Here is a 17,280-nt window from a genome sequence, read left to right as displayed (position 1 = left end):
GATCCCTTTGAGTTTTGGAAATAAATTATTTCTGAAACAAACATACAAGTAGAAGAGTATCAAATGTCCTTAATTTAGGGCGTTTGGGGTGAAATAATACTTATTTGTGGTATAATTTATATTGAAGATAGGTTTATTTTACCTATTTGATTAATTGAGAAAAAATTAAGATTCTAAAACAGACTTTACATGTTCAACATATGTTTTTGAAACGGGAATTTCAATATCGTTACTTAAAAGAAGTGCTAGTTTTCCTTTTTTGTTTTTCCACTGCTTAAAATGAAAAGGATTAAATATATGAGAACGATGACTTCGGATTAAAGATGTGTCAAGTGTTTCGATATACGAAAGCTTATTTCGTATTAGTTGTCTCTTTACATTTCCGAAATCTAAAAAAACCACTTCAATATAGTTGTCATCAGCTTTTATGGATATGATATCATTTAACTGCACATGCAACCCTTCATAGGTTCCTTCACCATCTATTTTTATTTTTTGATCCTCTAAACTCTTTTCTCTGTATTTTCCTAAAGCTAAACGACCTCCTATAACGATAGGCAAGATAACAGCAATCACAGGCAGATAAATTGAAGAAAAGAAATACCACACTCCATACGGGTTGGGTTCGCCTGAAACAATAATATATAAATAGACACCTCTTGCAATTATGAATGCTAACATACTAAAGCAAAGTATGAATAACAGTTCTTTGCCAATAGTCCAAGTTGTATTTTTACATAGCCAATTTTGAAAAGGCATCATAAAAAAGTACGCAATCCCACCCACTAGGCCGTAAATAGGTAAATAAATAAGTTGCTCTATATTAGTAAGCTCATTAACATCAAGGGGTTCGGTTAAATATAAAAACGTAAAAATCCATATTACAAGACCTAAAGCAACGAGCAAATGATGCTTCATGAAAGGATCAAATGGATACGTGGTGTTTAACAATTTTCTAAGCTTATTTAATATTAGTTACAAGTCTAAAATAATTAAAAGATTTAGTTTTTCTATCTTTAAAAAAACAATTTATAAAAATGACTGCAAGAAAAAAACGCCGTATAAAACTTCCGAAAGTAAAACCTCATAAAAACAGGAATGAAGTCCCTGGGCAAGTAACGTATACGGGTAAAAAAGAATCTACGGTTACTAAGTTGGAAATCATTGACTATTCAAAAGATCATTACAAACGAATAGACACTGAAAATATTGAAGATGCATTTGAATTTGAGACGTCAGAGCATGTTACTTGGATTAATGTCAACGGTCTTAATAACACTAAAGAAATAGAGCGCCTTGGTGATTATTACAGTTTGCATCCGCTGATTCAAGAGGATATTGTGACCACCAATCAACGTCCAAAGATGGATGAATACGAAGATTACTTATTTATTGTTTTTAAAATGTTGCATTATACGGACGATGGCGATTTTGTAAACGAACATGTAAGTTTAGTGGTTGGCCATAATTATGTCACCACCTTTCAGGAAGCAGATGGCGATGTGTTTGATGGATTACGAGACCGAATTGAAAATTCGAAGGGTCGTGTTCGAAATAAAGGTGCAGATTATCTAATGTTCGCTTTATTAGATGCGGTAGTTGATAATTACTTTAGTGTAATTGAAACATTAAGCGCAAAAATTGAATTAATAGAAGATCAATTATTTGAAGATAAAGTTGAAGACGATATTACTCAAGATATTCAAGTTTTAAAGAAAGAAATATTACGAATTAGAAGGGCAGTAATACCCTTGCGAGAAGTAATAAATAGACTTGAAAAAACCGATACCGCATTAATTGAAGCACGGACTCAAAACTATATTCGTGATTTATACGATCATATTATTCAAGTTTCAGAAAGTGTCGATATTTATCGTGAAATGATTTGGGGCTTAATGGATATGTACATGACAACCATCAGTAATAAGATGAACGAAGTCATGAAAGTACTGACGATTATGGCATCTATTTTTATTCCATTGACATTTATGGCTGGTATCTACGGAATGAACTTCGAGCATATGCCCGAACTTCATTTACGCTACGGATATTACTACCTATGGGGCGCTATGATCCTTGTCTTTTTTGGCTTATTATGGTATTTTAAAAGAAAAAAGTGGCTTTAAACTAATTGAGCCAACCGCGTTGTTTCGCTCCTTTATTATAAAAATATAGAAAAATAGAAATGGTAATGACTATTAAAGGCATGATAATCGCTGTTGGCCCTATAATATCCATAACATTTGTAGCGAAGATCCAATAAATTTGCGCTATTAAGACAGTTATTAAAGAAAGTCCAAATAAGCTAATAGTGATTTTCTTACGCATAAGCATCATTATACAAGCTAATAAACCTGCAATAGTTGCTATGCCAAAAGCTGCAGTATACCATGCAGGCATACTTGTGTATAATTCCATTTCTTCTGAAGAAGCTCCTTCTGTTACCATTTCTAACATAAAGGTGGAAATAACAAATTGAATAACGCCCATCACGTTCCATAAAAGTGCTAAAACGGCAATGATCCAAAAAGCTGTATTGGGTTTGGTGGTAGTTGTCATAAATTTTAGTTTTTGGTTGGTTCTGTTAAAAGTACAAAATAGTTTTTAGTTTGAACTAAAGATATATCCCTCTGAAAATTGTAAAAAAGGAAAACCATTAAAACTGAATGATAGGGAACCCTATTAATTCATCAAAAAAATAGTACTTTTGTACTTTGAATCTTAGCTAGACTACTCTATGAGCCAAAAAGTGTTACTAAACGCAACCGAAATCAACATTGCGCTTCATCGCTTGGCTTGCCAATTAATTGAAAATCACGATACTTTTTCTGATACTGTTTTAATAGGAATACAACCGCGTGGTGTATTTTTGGCAGAACGGTTGAAAACATTATTGGAAGACGAATATAAAATCAAAAATATTCAACTAGGATATTTAGATATCACTTTTTATCGAGATGATTTTAGACGAAGCGGAAAACCACTAGAAGCTAATAAAACCAATATTAATTTTGTGGTTGAAAATAAAAAGGTTGTCTTTATCGATGACGTTTTATACACCGGTAGAAGCATTCGTTCGGCATTAACGGCCATGCAATCCTTTGGTCGCCCATTAGAAATAGAGCTCTTAACCCTTATCGATAGACGTTTTAGCAGACATTTACCCATTCAGCCCGATTATAGAGGTAGGCAAGTAGATGCTATTAATAATGAAAAAGTTAAGGTGTGTTGGAAAGAAAATGAAGGCGAAGATGTAGTTTATTTAGTAAGTAATTAAAGTTTCAGAAAAATTATGAGCGAACTAAGTGTAAACCACTTACTGGGAATAAAATACATAACCGAAGATGACATTAACCTTATCTTTGAAACGGCAGATCATTTTAAAGAAGTGATTAACCGACCCATTAAAAAAGTTCCTTCACTGCGTGATATTACAATAGCAAACCTCTTTTTTGAAAACAGCACCAGAACACGCCTTTCTTTTGAATTAGCAGAGAAACGACTGTCAGCAGATGTAATTAACTTTTCTGCTGCTTCCTCTTCTGTAAAAAAAGGAGAAACGTTAATTGATACTGTAAACAACATCTTATCAATGAAAGTAGATATGGTGGTGATGCGGCATCCAAATCCTGGTGCAGGTATTTTTCTTTCAAAAAATATAAAAGCCAGTATTGTAAATGCAGGTGATGGCGCTCACGAACATCCTACACAAGCATTGTTAGATTGTTATTCAATACGTGAAAAATTAGGTGATGTTGCTGGTAAAAAAGTGGTTATTGTAGGTGATATTTTACATTCTAGAGTAGCTTTGAGTAATATTTTTGCACTTCAAAAGCTTGGAGCAACCGTTAAAGTATGTGGCCCTAAAACGCTTATTCCTAAATTTATAGAGCAATTAGGAGTAGAAGTAGATACCAACCTTCGCAAAGCGTTGGAGTGGTGCGATGTGGCCAATATGCTTCGAGTTCAAAATGAACGGATGGATATTAGTTATTTTCCAACTACTAGAGAATATACACAGCAGTTTGGGGTTAACAAAAAACTTTTAGATTCGCTTAATAAAGAGATTGTAGTAATGCACCCAGGACCCATAAACCGAGGTGTGGAAATCACTAGTGATGTAGCCGATAGCAAACAGGCAATTATATTAAATCAAGTACAAAATGGAGTTGCTGTACGTATGGCTGTACTATATTTATTAGCTTCAAAAATTCAATAATATGAAATGCCCTATTAGAAATTGTAAAGAAACTAAAGGTGCATTTCAGGACACTCTCTGCCCAAACGGCAGATGGGCTTCTTACTTCTTATCAAATATTTTATACAGATGAAAATTACCAATCACGATAATTATGTGATCTTAGCAGATGAACAAGATGATATTTTAGACTTTGCTTCTTTTTTGGAATATCAAATTCCGAAGAAGTTTAAAGGTCAGAATGTAGTTATCGATTTACTAAAATATGACACTCTTGAATTGGAAGAACTACTTCAATTTTTGAAAGTTTCAAATTTACATCGTAAAACAAAACATTCGTTTGTATTAGTAAACAATGCTATTAGTCCAGATGTAATTCCTATGGAAATGATTGTAGTACCTACTGTTCAAGAAGCTTCAGATATTATTGATATGGAAGAAATAGAACGTGATTTGGGATTTTAACCCCCTTTTTCTGAAAACAATTTACTAAATTCCATTTTATGAAATTAACTATCCTTGGCTGTCATTCTGCAACACCACATATAAATGCACATCCTACTGCGCAGGTGTTAGAAGTTCAAGGACATTTATTTTTAATAGATTGTGGAGAAGGCACTCAAGTACAACTACGTCGATATAAGGTGAAGTTTTCACGTATTAAGCATATTTTCATTTCGCATTTACACGGTGATCATTTTTATGGCTTAATAGGATTAATTTCTACTTTTTTGCTATTGGGACGAGAAGCAGATTTACATGTATATGGCCCAAAAGGAATTAAAGAAGCCATTCTTCTTCAATTAAAATTAGGAAAATCTTGGACCAATTATTCCTTATTCTTTCACGAATTGGATAGTAAAGAACCTACCTTACTTTTTGAAGATGAAAAAGTAACAGTTACTACAATTCCTTTAAACCACAGGGTTTACACCAATGGTTTTCTCTTTCAGGAAAAGATTAAAGAAAGAAAATTAGATTTTAATGCCGCTCAAAAAGCGAGTATTCATCATACCTATTTTCAGAAACTGAAACAGGGGTTTGACATAGAAAACGAAAAAGGGGAGTTGATCGAAAATAAAACAGTCACTTTAGAACCAGAACCTTCAAAATCGTATGCCTATTGTAGTGACACAGCATTTTACCCTGAAATAGTTCCACAGATAAAAAATGCAACAGCATTGTATCACGAATCAACATTCTTAGAGTCTCATCATCATTTATGCGAGAAAACGAAACACAGCACAGCTAAAGAAGCTGCTGTTATTGCAAAAAAGGCTGATGTTGAGACGTTAATTTTAGGTCATTATTCTGGCCGGTATGGCAACCTTTCCTTATTTAAAAAAGAAGCAGAAGAGATTTTCTTTACTGTTGAGTTGGCCGAAGATGGCAAACAATTTGACATTTAAGTATTTTAGGATTAAATTTAATACACATTTAAAACTTTCTATTTTAAATACACTGTTAAAACCCGTAACTTGCAGTAAAGAAGTACTTATGGGAACAAACCTACATGCCTACAGAAAATCTTATGAAAAAGCTGAACTAATTAAGCAGAACGTTGATGAAAACCCTATACAACAGTTTCAAAAGTGGTTTTTTGAAGTAAAAGAATCTGGTGGAGTTGATGAAGTGAATGCGATGACACTTTCTACATTTGGCGAAGATGACTTTCCAAGAGGTCGCGTAGTATTACTTAAAAAGTATAATGAAAACGGTTTCTATTTCTATACAAACTACAATAGTGAGAAAGGAAAATCAATTACTCATCATAAAAAAGTTTGCCTTTCATTTTTTTGGCCTAATATGGAGCGTCAAGTGATTATTAAAGGCATTGCCGAGAAAACTTCAGAAGAAGACTCAACAAACTATTTTCATTCCAGACCACATGGAAGTCAGTTAGGAGCTTTGGTTTCTAATCAAAGTAGCGAAATAGAAAGTAGGGAGGCCTTAGAAAAGAAACTAGACGAGTTTGAAAAAAAGTATAAAGGTAAAGAAGTACCAAAACCAAAAGATTGGGGCGGTTACTTAGTAAAACCCATAGAAATTGAATTTTGGCAAGGAAGGCCCAATAGGCTTCACGACCGTATTCAATATACTTTAGAAGGAGTAAATTGGAAAATAAAACGTTTACAACCGTAATTTAAAACCATTTAAAATTTCAAAATAATGAAAACACTCTATTTGGTAAGACACGCAAAATCTTCTTGGAAATATGAAGTAGACGATCATATGCGTCCTTTAAAAAAACGCGGTCATAATGATGCAACATTAGTTTCAGAAAAAATTAAAGGCGAAATAGAGTCGCCTCAAAAAATAGTGACAAGCGATGCTAATCGGGCACGAACTACGGCGGAATATTTTAAAAACGCTTTAGATATTAGTGATGATAATTACGAATTGACACACGATTTATATGATTTTAGCGGTCAACAAGTGATGCAAGTAATTAAAAGCCTAGACAATGCGTTAGATAAGGTAATGATTGTTGGTCATAACCATGCATTTACTTCAACTGTAAATATGATGGGTAGTGAGAAAATTGAAAATTTACCCACCAGTGGTTTTGTGATGATTGAGTTTGATGAAGATAACTGGAAGGACGTTTCTACAGGCACTACCAAAAAAATGGTTTTTCCTAGACATTTAAAATAATGACCGAGAAAATAGAGAATTTAAATACTACCAAAAACGAATACCGAAACCGCGAACTAAGCTGGTTACAGTTCAATGCTCGTGTTTTACAAGAAGCAGAAGACCATTCGGTGCCTTTAATTGAACGACTTCGTTTTTTAGGAATTTTTTCAAATAATTTAGATGAATTTTTCAAGGTTCGTTACGCTACCGTTCGTCGTATTGTTGAAGCCGGTAAAGGTGGAAGAAGTTTTTTAGGTGGAATTTCAGCATCAGATTTATTAGAAGAAATTACACAAATTGTAATCGAGCAACAATCTCAAAGCTTACGTATACTTCAAAAAATAAGAAAAGAGCTTCATAAAGAAAACATATATATTATAAATGAAACCGAAGTAACTAAAGCCCAAAGTGAGTTTATTCTAGATTATTTTATTCGAAAAGTAAGTCCGGCCTTAGTAACTATTATGATTGGCGAATTAGAAGAATTCCCTTCTTTAAAAGATAGTGCTGCTTATTTGGCTGTACGAATGGTGATGAAAAAGGATGATGAAACGTTCCAGTCGCGAAGTAATTTTGCATTAATAGAAATTCCTAAGGTAATAGACAGGTTTATTGTTTTGCCTTCAAAAGGAGACAAACAGTACATTATAATTCTTGACGATTTAATACGGTATTGTTTAAATAACATCTTCAGTATTTTTAAATACGAAAGCATTTCGGCACACATGATTAAAATAACTCGCGATGCTGAATTGGATATCGACAGTGATTTAAGCCGAAGTTTTATTGAAAAGATTTCAAAAAGTGTAAAAAACCGAAGTAGTGGCGATCCAGTTCGGTTTGTGTATGATAAAAGTATTGATGCTGAAACGCTTCAGTTTTTATTGCAAAAAATGGGCATTGATACTACCGATAGTATTATTCCAGGGGGAAGGTACCACAATCGCCGAGATTACATGAAGTTTCCTAGTTTGGGTAGAAACGATTTATTATACAAAAAAATAGAACCGTTACCCATAAAAGGGTTAAGTATGCAAGGAAGCTTGTTCGACAAAATCGCTGATAAAGACTATTTGTTGTATGCTCCTTACCAAAGCTTCTCATATGTGGTAAAATTTTTACGTGAAGCAGCATTAGACCCTAAAGTGAAATCAATTCGCATTACTATCTATCGCCTTGCACAGATTTCACATATTGCTAGTTCTTTGATAAATGCTGTAAAAAATGGCAAAAAAGTAACAGTACAGATTGAGCTTCAAGCGCGCTTTGATGAAGAAGCAAATATTGAATATGCAGAGCAGATGCAAAGTGAGGGTGTACGGCTTATTTTTGGTGTTTCTGGTTTAAAAGTGCATTGCAAAGCTTGTGTAATCGAAAGATTGGAAAATGAAAAGATCAAGCGCTATGCTTTTATAAGTACGGGTAATTTTAATGAGTCTACAGCACGAATTTATACAGATTACACTTTATTTACTTCCAACCAGAAGATTGGTAAAGAAATCAATAAAGTATTCGATTTTTTTGAAGTAAACTATAAAATTAAAAAATACAACCACCTTATTGTTTCGCCGCATTACACCCGGAATGCAATGTATCATTTAATCGATACAGAAATACAAAATAAAAAGAACGGAAAACCAAGTGGTATTCGTTTAAAAATGAATAGTTTGTCAGATTTTAAAATGATTGACAAATTATATCAAGCGAGCAGGGCAGGAGTAAAAATAAAACTAATAATTAGAGGAATTTGTTGCTTAATGCCTGGTGTAAAAGGAATGAGCGAAAATATTGAAGTAATTAGTATTGTAGATAAGTTTTTAGAACATCCTCGTTTATTTATTTTTGAAAATGGAGGTGAAACCAAAATTTATATTTCATCTGCAGATTTTATGGGACGTAACTTAGACAACCGAGTTGAAATTTCGTGTCCAATTTATGATAAAGACATTAAACAAGAATTGATCGATACGTTTGAAATTTCCTGGAAAGATAATGTGAAAGCTCGAATTATATCAGGAAAGGCCTTAAATAAGTACCGCAAAAATGATGAAGAACCTTTTCGCTCACAATTTAAATTATACGAATATTACCAACAAAAATTAAACACTTAATTTGCTTACAATAAAAAAATATGCTGCAATAGACATCGGTTCTAATGCAATTAGATTATTAATCGCCTTGGTTATTGAACAAAAGGGAAAAGACCCTATTTTCAAAAAACGTTCTTTGGTTCGCGTTCCTATTCGTTTAGGCGCCGATGTTTTCTTGGAAGGTGAAATTTCAGAAAAAAATCAATTACGAATGCTTGATGCCATGAAAGCATTTGATTTACTAATGAAAAACCACGAGGTTACTCGCTTTAGAGCGTGTGCTACTTCGGCAATGCGTGAGGCTAAAAATGGTAGCGAAGTCGCTAAAAGACTAAAAAAAGAAACAGGTATTAACATAAATATAATCGATGGTAATGATGAAGCTGCAATCATTGCTACAACTGATTTAAAGGAATTAATACAAACTGAAAAAACATTTTTATATGTGGATGTAGGTGGCGGAAGCACTGAATTTACGCTATTTAGTGACGGACACACAATTGACTCTAAGTCCTTCAAGCTAGGGACGGTACGAATTATCAATAACATGATAAGGGAAAACATTTGGCAAGATGTAGAAGAATGGATAAAAGCTGTCACCAAACCCTATAAAAAAGTATCTTTAATTGGTTCCGGTGGAAATATTAACCACATTTATAAAAATAGTGGGAAAAAGATAGGCAAACCCCTTAGTTATTTTTACTTAGGTTCGTATTACGATATGATCAAATCGCTTAGCTACGATGAGCGTATTACCGAATTAAATATGAATCCAGATAGAGCCGATGTGGTTGTGCCTGCAACTCGAATTTATTTATCTGCTATGAAATGGAGCGGTGCTAAAAATGTCTATGTCCCTAAAATTGGACTCTCCGATGGGATTATAAAAAGTCTTCACAACGAAAAATTGGCTGCTGAACTAGAAGTAAACAACTAATTTTTAGGAAATATTTTTCTGAATTTCTTCGGAAGATCTTTCGTTATTGCAATAATTTCGTTTGTAATTGGGTCTGTGAATTCTAGCGATGAAGCATGCAGAAACAATCCTTTTCCTTTTAACAACAATCCCTCTTTATGATAGTTTTTATCACCTAAAATAGGTGTCCCTATACTTGACAGGTGAACTCGCAATTGATGTTTCCGTCCAGTTTTTGGAAACAATTCAACTAGATTTAAACAATTGAATCGCTCTGAAGGCTCAGATTGCAACACTTTATATTCCGTAAAAGCATTTTTTTCATCTACATTAGTTGTAATAACTCCCTTTAGAGGCATTTCACCATACGTAACAGCGTGATATGTTTTTTTTATGTTCCGTTCTTTAAAAAGATTATTCAGCGTGATTACAGAAGTATGCGTTTTAGCAATTAATAATAAACCACTTGTTGGAAAATCAAGTCGATGCACAGGTTTCGGTGTTGTAAGTGCATCTGTAGCGCTACTTTTAGTTAAGTTATACACCAATGCATTGGCAATAGTTTTCTTTTTATTGCCACTAACTAAAATCCCAGGAGGTTTGTAAATAATGGCCAGATGATTGTTTTCAAAACAAACTTTTAATGGTAGTTTTAAAATTGGATTATCGCTTTTATATTTTTCAGAAGAAAGAATGATTTTTTCCCCACCGCTTAAAAACTTTCCTGTTGTGGCGACAGTTCCATTGACTGAAACCAAGCCTTTATCAATAGCCTTTTTCATTCCCTTTCGTGAAGGAATGGTTTTAAAAACGCCACCTACATAATCTGATAGTCGAGTAGGGGTTTCCAGTAAAGGAACTATATGAGATTCTTTTTCGATAAATTAAGTTATTAAAAGCAGATAAAATGTTATCCGTGCATGGTTTCGCTTTTACTTAAATCTTTCATTATTTCTGCTTCGTGCGCCAATAATGCGTTCCATTTTTTGTCAACTTCTTTACGATCTCCGTATTTACGAGCAAAACCTAAAAACATAGTATAATGGTTGGCTTCGCTTACCATTAAATTTTTATAAAATAATGCTAATTCTTTGTCTTCCAATTCTTCACTTAGTAAACGGAATCTTTCACAACTTCTGGCTTCAATCAACGCCGCATAAAGTAATCGATGTACTAGATTAGTGATTCGGCTTCCTCCTTTTGGGAAAAACTGCATCAATTTATTTACGTAGAGATCTTTTCGGTCACGACCTAAGGTCCAACCACGTTCTATAATCCGGTCGTGTACCATTTTAAAATGACTGATCTCCTCCTTAACCAAAGCGGTCATCTCTTGTACTAACTCCGTATATTCAGGGTAGGTAACGATAAAAGAGATTGCTGTAGAAGCCGCTTTCTGTTCACAAAAAGCGTGATCAGTCAAAATCTCTTCTACATTTTTTTCTACAATATTTACCCATCTGGGATCGGTTGGAAGTTGTAAGCCTAGCATAGTTTTAAAGTATTAATTCTGGAATGTAAAAATACAAATTAAGTATAGAACGAACTTCTTTGCTTTATCATTCTTAAAAGCCAAATTTAAGAGTTTGGAGGGCTTTATAAGAAATTACAAATCTTTCTTAAAGCTTATTTTAAATATATTTTATAAATGAGTGTTGTAGGCCAAACTTTTTAATCATCGTAATAATACCAATTTGGACCGTTATTGTGCGTATAAAAATGAGATGTATGAGTTGTTCCGACATAATATGTCACTTGAAAATTATCTTCGTTAGAATTATCAATGAATCTACTATAATCAAAATGTTCTTTCAATTTGGGGTTGACAAACTTGTAATCAGATATAGTATCAGGAAAATTACCTGTTTTTAACTTTTTAAGATATGCAAAGTTGACAATGTTCGCTGCTTCTTCTTTTAGTAAAATTAACTTTTTAGCTACAATTAATTGATTTGGAATAATAATAATACCAAGCCCGAGTAAAATGATCAATGAAATCAACCTTTTTTTAAAATATAATAAAATGATAGGAATAGCATTCAAAAGAATCATAATAAATAGTATTGCAGATTCTGCCCATCCATAATTTTCATAAGCTAAATCCGCAGCAAAGAGTTCAAGTCCGACAAGAATTATTATCAGTATGCCAATATAAAAGTATGATGATGAAATTATTTTACTCTTATTCATTTTTAAATGTTTGCTAACATAGTTAAATATCCAAATCAAACTCACGTCGCAATTTCTCAAGTGCAGGATTCTTTTGAGTGAGTTTATCAAATTTTTCCCGGGTGGTATAGGCATATTTCTTTTGTACCGTTTCATTCACTAGAATGTCAAGATCAATATTATAGTTTTGAAGTTTCTCTCTTAAAAACCCTAATAAGTCATATTTAGCGCGTTCTACTTCAACCTTTATCGTGTCATTTGGAAATTCTAAGTGAATAATATTACCATCTAATTTTGGGATGCCCATTGTAAGATGTGAAAGCAAATTATACTTACCATCGGTTTCTACTTTTTTTGCATATTGCGTCCAAGCAGTGCGCATTTCGTCTTCCGAGAAAGGGTCTGTTGGTAGGTTTTCTTCGTCAGGCTGATTAGCTAATTGCTCTTTTTTAAGTTCTTGCTTTTTACGGATGCTCTTCAGCGATAAGGCAGAAACTTTCTTGTTACCGTACTCAGTTATAATTTGAGAGCGTTTATCTGCAATCTTACTTCCTGAATCATCATTCTTAGTTTCAACTTCAGAATTTTGCTCTTTTTCAACTTCCGGTTCTGGTTTAGGTTCAGCTATTGTTGAAGTTGGTTCTGCTTCTTCTTTTTCCGGTTTCACATCTTCATTTGAAGAATATACTGGCTCTTCTGAGGACGCCTTTTCTATTGTTGATTCAACTTTAGGTTTTGGAGGTACTGTTTCCGAAGAAGAAGGTGTAGTTTTCTCTTTTTCAGTAGCTTTAAAGTGAGAAGGCGGGATTACGTATCGCTTTTTTGAGGCGTTTCCGTTGCTGCTATGCTTTTTTTTTTCACCGCTAGCGGTAAGAGACGCTAGTTGCATTAAACATAACTCAATTAAAAGACGTTGGTTACGACTCGTTTTGTATTGTAAATCACAACCATTCGCTATCTCAATGGCTTCAATTAAAAAAGTATGCGTTGTTTTTTGTGATTGCTCAAAATACATAGCTTTTACTTGCTCACCAACTTCAAGAAGTTCGATAGTTTCTTGACTTTTACAAACCAATAAATCACGGAAGTGGGAGGCAAGCCCCATAATAAAATGGTGGCCATCAAAGCCTTTTGCTAGTATGTTGTTATAAGCGAGTAAAACCTCTGGTATATTGTTATCCAGCAATAAATCTGTAATTTGAAAGTAGTAGGTGTAATCAAGAACGTTTAAATTTTCGGTAACGGCTTGACGTGTTAATTCTTTCCCTGAAAAGCTAACTACTCTATCAAAAATAGATAGTGCATCTCGTAATGCGCCATCTGCTTTTTGAGCGATTACATGCAAAGCATCGTCTTCAGCATCGATTCCTTCTTGTTTGGCTACATCGGCTAAATGCCCTTTGATATCACTTACGGTTATTCTTCTGAAGTCAAAAATTTGACAACGAGAGAGGATGGTAGGGATTATTTTATGTTTTTCAGTAGTTGCTAATATAAAAATAGCGTGTTTTGGTGGCTCTTCAAGCGTTTTTAAAAAAGCATTAAAAGCTGCTGAAGAAAGCATATGTACCTCGTCAATAATATAGACTTTGTAACTACCAACTTGCGGTGGTATTCGTACTTGATCTATCAAGTTACGAATATCATCTACCGAGTTATTGGAAGCCGCATCTAATTCAAATATATTAAAAGCAAAATCTTCGTCTTCTTGTTGTGTGCCGTCTTGATTTATTTTTTTTGCTAAAATACGAGCACACGTAGTTTTTCCCACGCCTCGAGGTCCTGTAAATAGAAGCGCTTGTGCTAAATGATCATTCTCTATGGCATTGTTTAATGTATTGGTAATAGCTTGTTGCCCAACCACATCTTTAAATTGTGTGGGGCGGTATTTTCGGGCAGATACAATAAAGTGTTCCATAGTTGCTAACAAATATAACTATGTCTGGTATCATTTTAAAAAATAAGGTGTTTCATTTTTACTGTATTTATTAACATTGGGTTACTTTTGCAGCGCAGGCCGCCTTATCGTTCTAATTTATTAGGAAGGAAAGTCCGGACACCATAGGGAAGCATAGCGGCTAACAGCCGTCACTCCATTTTTTGGAGGCGGACAAGTGCAACAGAAAGAATGTACAGGTAATGCTGTAGTGAAACCAGGTAAACTCTATGCGGTGAAATGCCACGTAAACCTGTGCTCAAGGGTTCCCGCCCGATGCAGGAGGGTAGGCAGATAGAGCATATTGGCAACAATATGTCCAGATAAATGATGAGGATTTCGAAATACTTCGGAATACAGAATCCGGCTTATAGGCCTGCATTTTTATTATACTTTTCAATAAGTTCGTTTGACCATTCGATAGCTTCTTCTAATGAATGAAAAGGTTCATAAGTATCTTTATAGAACCTCTTTTCGAATAATGCAGTTTCATAAGCAGATTTTGATGAGCATACTATGGCAATTCCAATTAGATTTAGTTTTTTAGAAGCGACCATATAACAGGTCGGGTTAACGGTGTAATCGTGTATTCTTTGTGCTATAGAAACAATAGCTTTTCCATTATAATAATTTTCAAGTATTTCAAAAAATTCTGCCAAATGCGGAAAATCAAACGAAGTTCCTTCTTTAATTGTTGAAACCACATAGTTTTCATACAATTCAAGTGACATGTAACTAAGGTCAATTGTTTTAAAAGGTTGTAAACTCATAACGAGTTATTAATCGAGTATACGTCATCCGTATCTCTTTATTGAATGGGGAGGAAAATTACTTAAGGTAGTATAAGATTTTTTTATTTATTTAACAAACTATTTGATAATTTAATAAAACAACTAGTTTTTGTTATGTAAAATTTCTTTTGCCCAAAGTTTACACGCCTCAACGGTATAAAAAACATTGAAGGCACGTTTGTAGAACTGTTTTTCAAATAGTGCATTATCATAAGAAGATTGAGAGTAGCACAACACGGCCATTCCTACTAAATGGTTGCTAAAATGGTCTTCCTGTAAGTAGCTTGTTGGGTTAACAGTGTAATCGTTTTTTCGATTTGAAATATAAATAAAGGGTTTCCCTTCAAAATACTTCTCAAAAACTTCATACATTTTTTTACGTTCTTCTTTATCAAAAAGAATACCTTCATTAATGGTTGAAATAACGCAATTTTCGTGTATTTCAAGAGTACCGAATTCTAATTCTACTAAAATAGGTTCTGGGGATAACATATGCTTTATAACTGAAAAAAACTAAAGACAGACCCACCGTACCTGCGAAACTCTTTAAATTGAGACAAGTGTGAAAGATCGGTGTCTTTTGAGTGTTCAATGATAACTAATCCGTTTGTATTTATCAAGTCGTTTTGAAAGATTTTTCCTATAATTTCCTCGAACTGTTGAACTTCAAACTTATACGGTGGGTCGGCGAAAACAACATCGAACTTAGATGATACAGCCGAGAGGTATTTTATTACATCAGATTTTATAGTTTCAATAGGAAACTCTAATTCCTCAGCTGTTTTCTTTATGTATTTTACACAGCCGTGATGAACATCTACTGCTGTAATTTTTTCGGTCCCGCGTGAAGCAAATTCGTAACTAATATTTCCGGTACCGGCAAATAAATCTAACAAGCTAATTTCATTAAAATAAAGTGAATTTCCCAAAATATTGAAGAGTGCTTCCTTGGCAAAATCAGTAGTAGGTCTAACAGGAAGTGTTTTTGGAGCAATTAATCGTCTTCCTTTATGTGTTCCAGAAATTATGCGCATTATAAACTGTTTTTTAACACGAAATGTTGATGCTTATTCATTTTTTCAGAAAAAGATAAATCAGAAAAGTTTTCTGAAGCGAAAGATACATTTCTTACATATGTATAGAGTATTTCAAAAACATCGCTTTCTTTTTCAATGTTCCCCATTAATACAACTTCAGTACGTTCTGGATTGAGTTTAAGTTGCTCCATACAGAATAATAAATAATATATAAAATCTTCTGCTGTTCTGTATGAAAAGGTATTACAAAGTTTTAAACCACCATCTTTAACAATGATACAGTCAAAACTTTCAGATTGAACACTTATATATACTTTCGGTTCTTTTATAAATTTCTCTGCTTTAAGTATGGTTGGTATCAATATTGAAGTAGCATGATAATATTGAAAGGACCCATATTTTTCAAAAAAGTAATTGTTTATATTAATATACGGAACATAAACAATAACAATATCTTGATTCTTCAACCTATCGTGTGAAATAAAATCGTTGGCTAGTATTTTTGAATTAAATTTTAAATATTCGCTAGCTTTCGTTTCATCAAAAAGAGAATACGGTACAAGAGCATATAAGTTTGTAGCGTAGAGTAAGGTTACTTGATTAAAACTATGTTGTAGTTCTTCATTGCTATTTATGATAGTCTCAATCGTAGTAAGTAATTCTTCTGGAGGAGTGGAACTCTCAAATTTTTCTTCTAGAAAATATAATACCTCCTTATTGTCACTCGTTGTGACTAAAAAAGAAAGTCCGGTCAAAGAAATTTGAACGGACAGACTTTTATTGATATGTAAGGTATTTTTATTGGTTATCGGCTGAGTCATATGATTTTCCCCAGTTACCATTAGTTGTTATTTCTTCCATAGATCCAACTTGTACTTTATCACCTCGAACTCCTTCTACAGTATTTGCTTGCTTTTCTTGATAAACCAACTCTTCATCCATTCCTTGTAATACTACATCTTTTGGTATGCTCGCTTCAAAAACAGAATACTTACTTCCATTTTTCATAATACTTCCCGCTTCAAGTTTAAACTTTGCATCAACTCCTTTAACAGGAACATTCATCATTGTCTTATAACGATCTGAACCGAATAAAGAATCTTTTACAGGGGTAAAGCTAAGTGTATCTATTAGTGATTCTGTAATAAAGTATCCTTCATCAATGCCATATGCTTTATTTTTCTCAACATCTGCATAAACTGAATCACGTCTTTGTGTAATTGCAAATTGCGCAGTATCTATAAAACGAACTAAACTATCAAAACTTCCTGTAAAATTACCTGCAATTTCTTGGTGAGCTAATTCTGCATCTCTTATATCTTTTAAGTTATTAATAACTTTTTGATAGCGAACTTCTTTTTCTTTATTAAATTCATATGGCCCATTGATGGAGCTATAAAGCTGGTATCCTAGAAAGATAATAACAATCCAAAGAATTATCTGTATTACAAGTCTCATTGTACGATAGTTTTGTTAACGTTTAAAATTATGTATAGGTCTCTCGCA

General features: G+C 33.5%; 19 protein-coding genes and 1 other RNA gene. 10 read left to right on the top strand and 10 right to left on the bottom strand.

Annotated features, from left to right (window positions below; translation table 11 throughout):
- Positions 1-165: 165 nt before the first annotated feature.
- Positions 166-951 (bottom strand): LytTR family DNA-binding domain-containing protein, encoded by a 786-nt coding sequence (locus tag DZ858_RS13720; RefSeq protein ID WP_117160226.1) that lies wholly within the window; start codon positions 949-951, stop codon positions 166-168.
- 86 nt (positions 952-1,037) lie between these two features.
- Here DZ858_RS13720 and corA point away from each other — a divergent pair, with 86 nt between their 5' ends.
- Entirely contained in the window at positions 1,038-2,126 is a 1,089-nt protein-coding gene (gene corA / locus DZ858_RS13715; protein ID WP_117160225.1) for a magnesium/cobalt transporter CorA, read from the top strand.
- A 1-nt stretch (position 2,127) separates the two neighbouring features.
- Here the strand turns inward: corA and DZ858_RS13710 are convergent, their stop codons facing one another.
- Positions 2,128-2,559: a hypothetical protein gene (locus tag DZ858_RS13710; protein ID WP_117160224.1), complete on the bottom strand. Its 432-nt coding sequence runs from the start codon at positions 2,557-2,559 to the stop codon at positions 2,128-2,130.
- A 178-nt stretch (positions 2,560-2,737) separates the two neighbouring features.
- Between DZ858_RS13710 and pyrR the strand changes: the two genes are divergently transcribed.
- The 8 genes from pyrR (at position 2,738) to DZ858_RS13670 (ending at position 9,862) form a co-directional block, all read left to right on the top strand.
- The gene (pyrR, locus tag DZ858_RS13705; RefSeq protein ID WP_117160223.1) at positions 2,738-3,277 is read left to right on the top strand and encodes a bifunctional pyr operon transcriptional regulator/uracil phosphoribosyltransferase PyrR; all 540 of its coding nucleotides are present in this window, start codon (positions 2,738-2,740) and stop codon (positions 3,275-3,277) included.
- Between the two features lie 15 nt (positions 3,278-3,292).
- Positions 3,293-4,219, top strand: a complete 927-nt coding sequence (locus DZ858_RS13700; protein ID WP_117160222.1) for an aspartate carbamoyltransferase catalytic subunit — start codon at positions 3,293-3,295, stop codon at positions 4,217-4,219.
- 108 nt (positions 4,220-4,327) lie between these two features.
- Positions 4,328-4,663: a ribonuclease Z gene (locus tag DZ858_RS13695; protein WP_117160221.1), complete on the top strand. Its 336-nt coding sequence runs from the start codon at positions 4,328-4,330 to the stop codon at positions 4,661-4,663.
- A gap of 38 nt (positions 4,664-4,701) precedes the next feature.
- The gene (locus tag DZ858_RS13690) at positions 4,702-5,607 is read left to right on the top strand and encodes a ribonuclease Z (RefSeq protein WP_117160220.1); all 906 of its coding nucleotides are present in this window, start codon (positions 4,702-4,704) and stop codon (positions 5,605-5,607) included.
- An 88-nt stretch (positions 5,608-5,695) separates the two neighbouring features.
- Positions 5,696-6,340 (top strand): pyridoxamine 5'-phosphate oxidase, encoded by a 645-nt coding sequence (pdxH, locus tag DZ858_RS13685; protein WP_117160447.1) that lies wholly within the window; start codon positions 5,696-5,698, stop codon positions 6,338-6,340.
- 27 nt (positions 6,341-6,367) lie between these two features.
- The gene (locus DZ858_RS13680) at positions 6,368-6,853 is read left to right on the top strand and encodes a SixA phosphatase family protein (RefSeq protein ID WP_117160219.1); all 486 of its coding nucleotides are present in this window, start codon (positions 6,368-6,370) and stop codon (positions 6,851-6,853) included.
- Entirely contained in the window at positions 6,853-8,946 is a 2,094-nt protein-coding gene (gene ppk1 / locus DZ858_RS13675; RefSeq protein ID WP_117160218.1) for a polyphosphate kinase 1, read from the top strand. The genes DZ858_RS13680 and ppk1 overlap by 1 nt, the downstream gene beginning before the upstream one ends.
- 1 nt (position 8,947) lies before the next feature.
- Positions 8,948-9,862: a Ppx/GppA phosphatase family protein gene (locus tag DZ858_RS13670; protein ID WP_117160217.1), complete on the top strand. Its 915-nt coding sequence runs from the start codon at positions 8,948-8,950 to the stop codon at positions 9,860-9,862.
- On the opposite strand, the gene DZ858_RS13665 is transcribed toward DZ858_RS13670, so the two are convergent.
- The 4 genes from DZ858_RS13665 to DZ858_RS13650 all read right to left on the bottom strand — a co-directional run bounded on the left by DZ858_RS13665 (position 9,859) and on the right by DZ858_RS13650 (position 13,928).
- Positions 9,859-10,623 carry an RluA family pseudouridine synthase gene (locus DZ858_RS13665; RefSeq protein ID WP_117160216.1) on the bottom strand — a complete coding sequence of 255 codons (765 nt, stop codon included), beginning with the start codon at positions 10,621-10,623 and terminating at the stop codon, positions 9,859-9,861. The two genes, DZ858_RS13670 and DZ858_RS13665, sit on opposite strands and share 4 nt — an antisense overlap.
- A gap of 128 nt (positions 10,624-10,751) precedes the next feature.
- A complete protein-coding gene (gene miaE / locus DZ858_RS13660) occupies positions 10,752-11,333 on the bottom strand; it encodes a tRNA-(ms[2]io[6]A)-hydroxylase (RefSeq protein ID WP_117160215.1) in 582 nt (193 codons plus the stop codon).
- 179 nt (positions 11,334-11,512) lie between these two features.
- A complete protein-coding gene (locus tag DZ858_RS13655; protein WP_117160214.1) occupies positions 11,513-12,031 on the bottom strand; it encodes a hypothetical protein in 519 nt (172 codons plus the stop codon).
- Positions 12,032-12,053: 22 nt separating this feature from the next.
- Complete coding sequence (locus DZ858_RS13650) at positions 12,054-13,928, bottom strand: DNA polymerase III subunit gamma/tau (RefSeq protein WP_117160213.1); 1,875 nt, start codon at positions 13,926-13,928, stop codon at positions 12,054-12,056.
- A gap of 91 nt (positions 13,929-14,019) precedes the next feature.
- Here DZ858_RS13650 and rnpB point away from each other — a divergent pair.
- An RNA gene (gene rnpB, locus DZ858_RS13645) (RNase P RNA component class A) lies at positions 14,020-14,333 on the top strand.
- Positions 14,334-14,839: 506 nt separating this feature from the next.
- On the opposite strand, the gene DZ858_RS13640 is transcribed toward rnpB, so the two are convergent.
- The 4 genes from DZ858_RS13640 to DZ858_RS13625 are packed head-to-tail and all read right to left on the bottom strand — an operon-like array spanning position 14,840 to position 17,232.
- On the bottom strand, positions 14,840-15,229 hold the full coding sequence (locus DZ858_RS13640) for a hypothetical protein (RefSeq protein ID WP_117160212.1): 390 nt from the start codon (positions 15,227-15,229) through the stop codon (positions 14,840-14,842).
- A 5-nt stretch (positions 15,230-15,234) separates the two neighbouring features.
- On the bottom strand, positions 15,235-15,771 hold the full coding sequence (locus DZ858_RS13635) for an RsmD family RNA methyltransferase (RefSeq protein WP_117160211.1): 537 nt from the start codon (positions 15,769-15,771) through the stop codon (positions 15,235-15,237).
- The gene (locus tag DZ858_RS13630; RefSeq protein ID WP_158548376.1) at positions 15,771-16,595 is read right to left on the bottom strand and encodes a DUF3822 family protein; all 825 of its coding nucleotides are present in this window, start codon (positions 16,593-16,595) and stop codon (positions 15,771-15,773) included. The genes DZ858_RS13635 and DZ858_RS13630 overlap by 1 nt, the downstream gene beginning before the upstream one ends.
- Entirely contained in the window at positions 16,573-17,232 is a 660-nt protein-coding gene (locus DZ858_RS13625) for a hypothetical protein (protein WP_117160209.1), read from the bottom strand. Before DZ858_RS13625 ends, DZ858_RS13630 begins: the two co-directional genes overlap by 23 nt.
- Positions 17,233-17,280 lie beyond the last annotated feature (48 nt).

It is taken from the genome of Marixanthomonas ophiurae (assembly GCF_003413745.1).
Classification (GTDB): Bacteria; Bacteroidota; Bacteroidia; order Flavobacteriales; family Flavobacteriaceae; genus Marixanthomonas; species Marixanthomonas ophiurae.
Note: the sequence above shows the minus strand (reverse complement) of the source record. Positions and strands in the feature narration are given on the sequence as shown.

Excerpts from the sequence above, each read along its gene's own strand:
- corA (WP_117160225.1), top strand. The coding sequence starts at position 1,038 with ATGACTGCAAGAAAAAAACGCCGTATAAAACTTCCGAAAGTAAAACCT.
- DZ858_RS13710 (WP_117160224.1), bottom strand. The coding sequence starts at position 2,559 with ATGACAACTACCACCAAACCCAATACAGCTTTTTGGATCATTGCCGTT.
- pyrR (WP_117160223.1), top strand. The coding sequence starts at position 2,738 with ATGAGCCAAAAAGTGTTACTAAACGCAACCGAAATCAACATTGCGCTT.
- DZ858_RS13700 (WP_117160222.1), top strand. The coding sequence starts at position 3,293 with ATGAGCGAACTAAGTGTAAACCACTTACTGGGAATAAAATACATAACC.
- DZ858_RS13695 (WP_117160221.1), top strand. The coding sequence starts at position 4,328 with ATGAAAATTACCAATCACGATAATTATGTGATCTTAGCAGATGAACAA.
- DZ858_RS13690 (WP_117160220.1), top strand. The coding sequence starts at position 4,702 with ATGAAATTAACTATCCTTGGCTGTCATTCTGCAACACCACATATAAAT.
- pdxH (WP_117160447.1), top strand. The coding sequence starts at position 5,696 with ATGGGAACAAACCTACATGCCTACAGAAAATCTTATGAAAAAGCTGAA.
- DZ858_RS13680 (WP_117160219.1), top strand. The coding sequence starts at position 6,368 with ATGAAAACACTCTATTTGGTAAGACACGCAAAATCTTCTTGGAAATAT.
- ppk1 (WP_117160218.1), top strand. The coding sequence starts at position 6,853 with ATGACCGAGAAAATAGAGAATTTAAATACTACCAAAAACGAATACCGA.
- DZ858_RS13665 (WP_117160216.1), bottom strand. The coding sequence starts at position 10,623 with ATGAAAAAGGCTATTGATAAAGGCTTGGTTTCAGTCAATGGAACTGTC.
- miaE (WP_117160215.1), bottom strand. The coding sequence starts at position 11,333 with ATGCTAGGCTTACAACTTCCAACCGATCCCAGATGGGTAAATATTGTA.
- DZ858_RS13655 (WP_117160214.1), bottom strand. The coding sequence starts at position 12,031 with ATGAATAAGAGTAAAATAATTTCATCATCATACTTTTATATTGGCATA.
- DZ858_RS13650 (WP_117160213.1), bottom strand. The coding sequence starts at position 13,928 with ATGGAACACTTTATTGTATCTGCCCGAAAATACCGCCCCACACAATTT.
- DZ858_RS13640 (WP_117160212.1), bottom strand. The coding sequence starts at position 15,229 with ATGTTATCCCCAGAACCTATTTTAGTAGAATTAGAATTCGGTACTCTT.
- DZ858_RS13635 (WP_117160211.1), bottom strand. The coding sequence starts at position 15,771 with ATGCGCATAATTTCTGGAACACATAAAGGAAGACGATTAATTGCTCCA.
- DZ858_RS13630 (WP_158548376.1), bottom strand. The coding sequence starts at position 16,595 with ATGACTCAGCCGATAACCAATAAAAATACCTTACATATCAATAAAAGT.
- DZ858_RS13625 (WP_117160209.1), bottom strand. The coding sequence starts at position 17,232 with ATGAGACTTGTAATACAGATAATTCTTTGGATTGTTATTATCTTTCTA.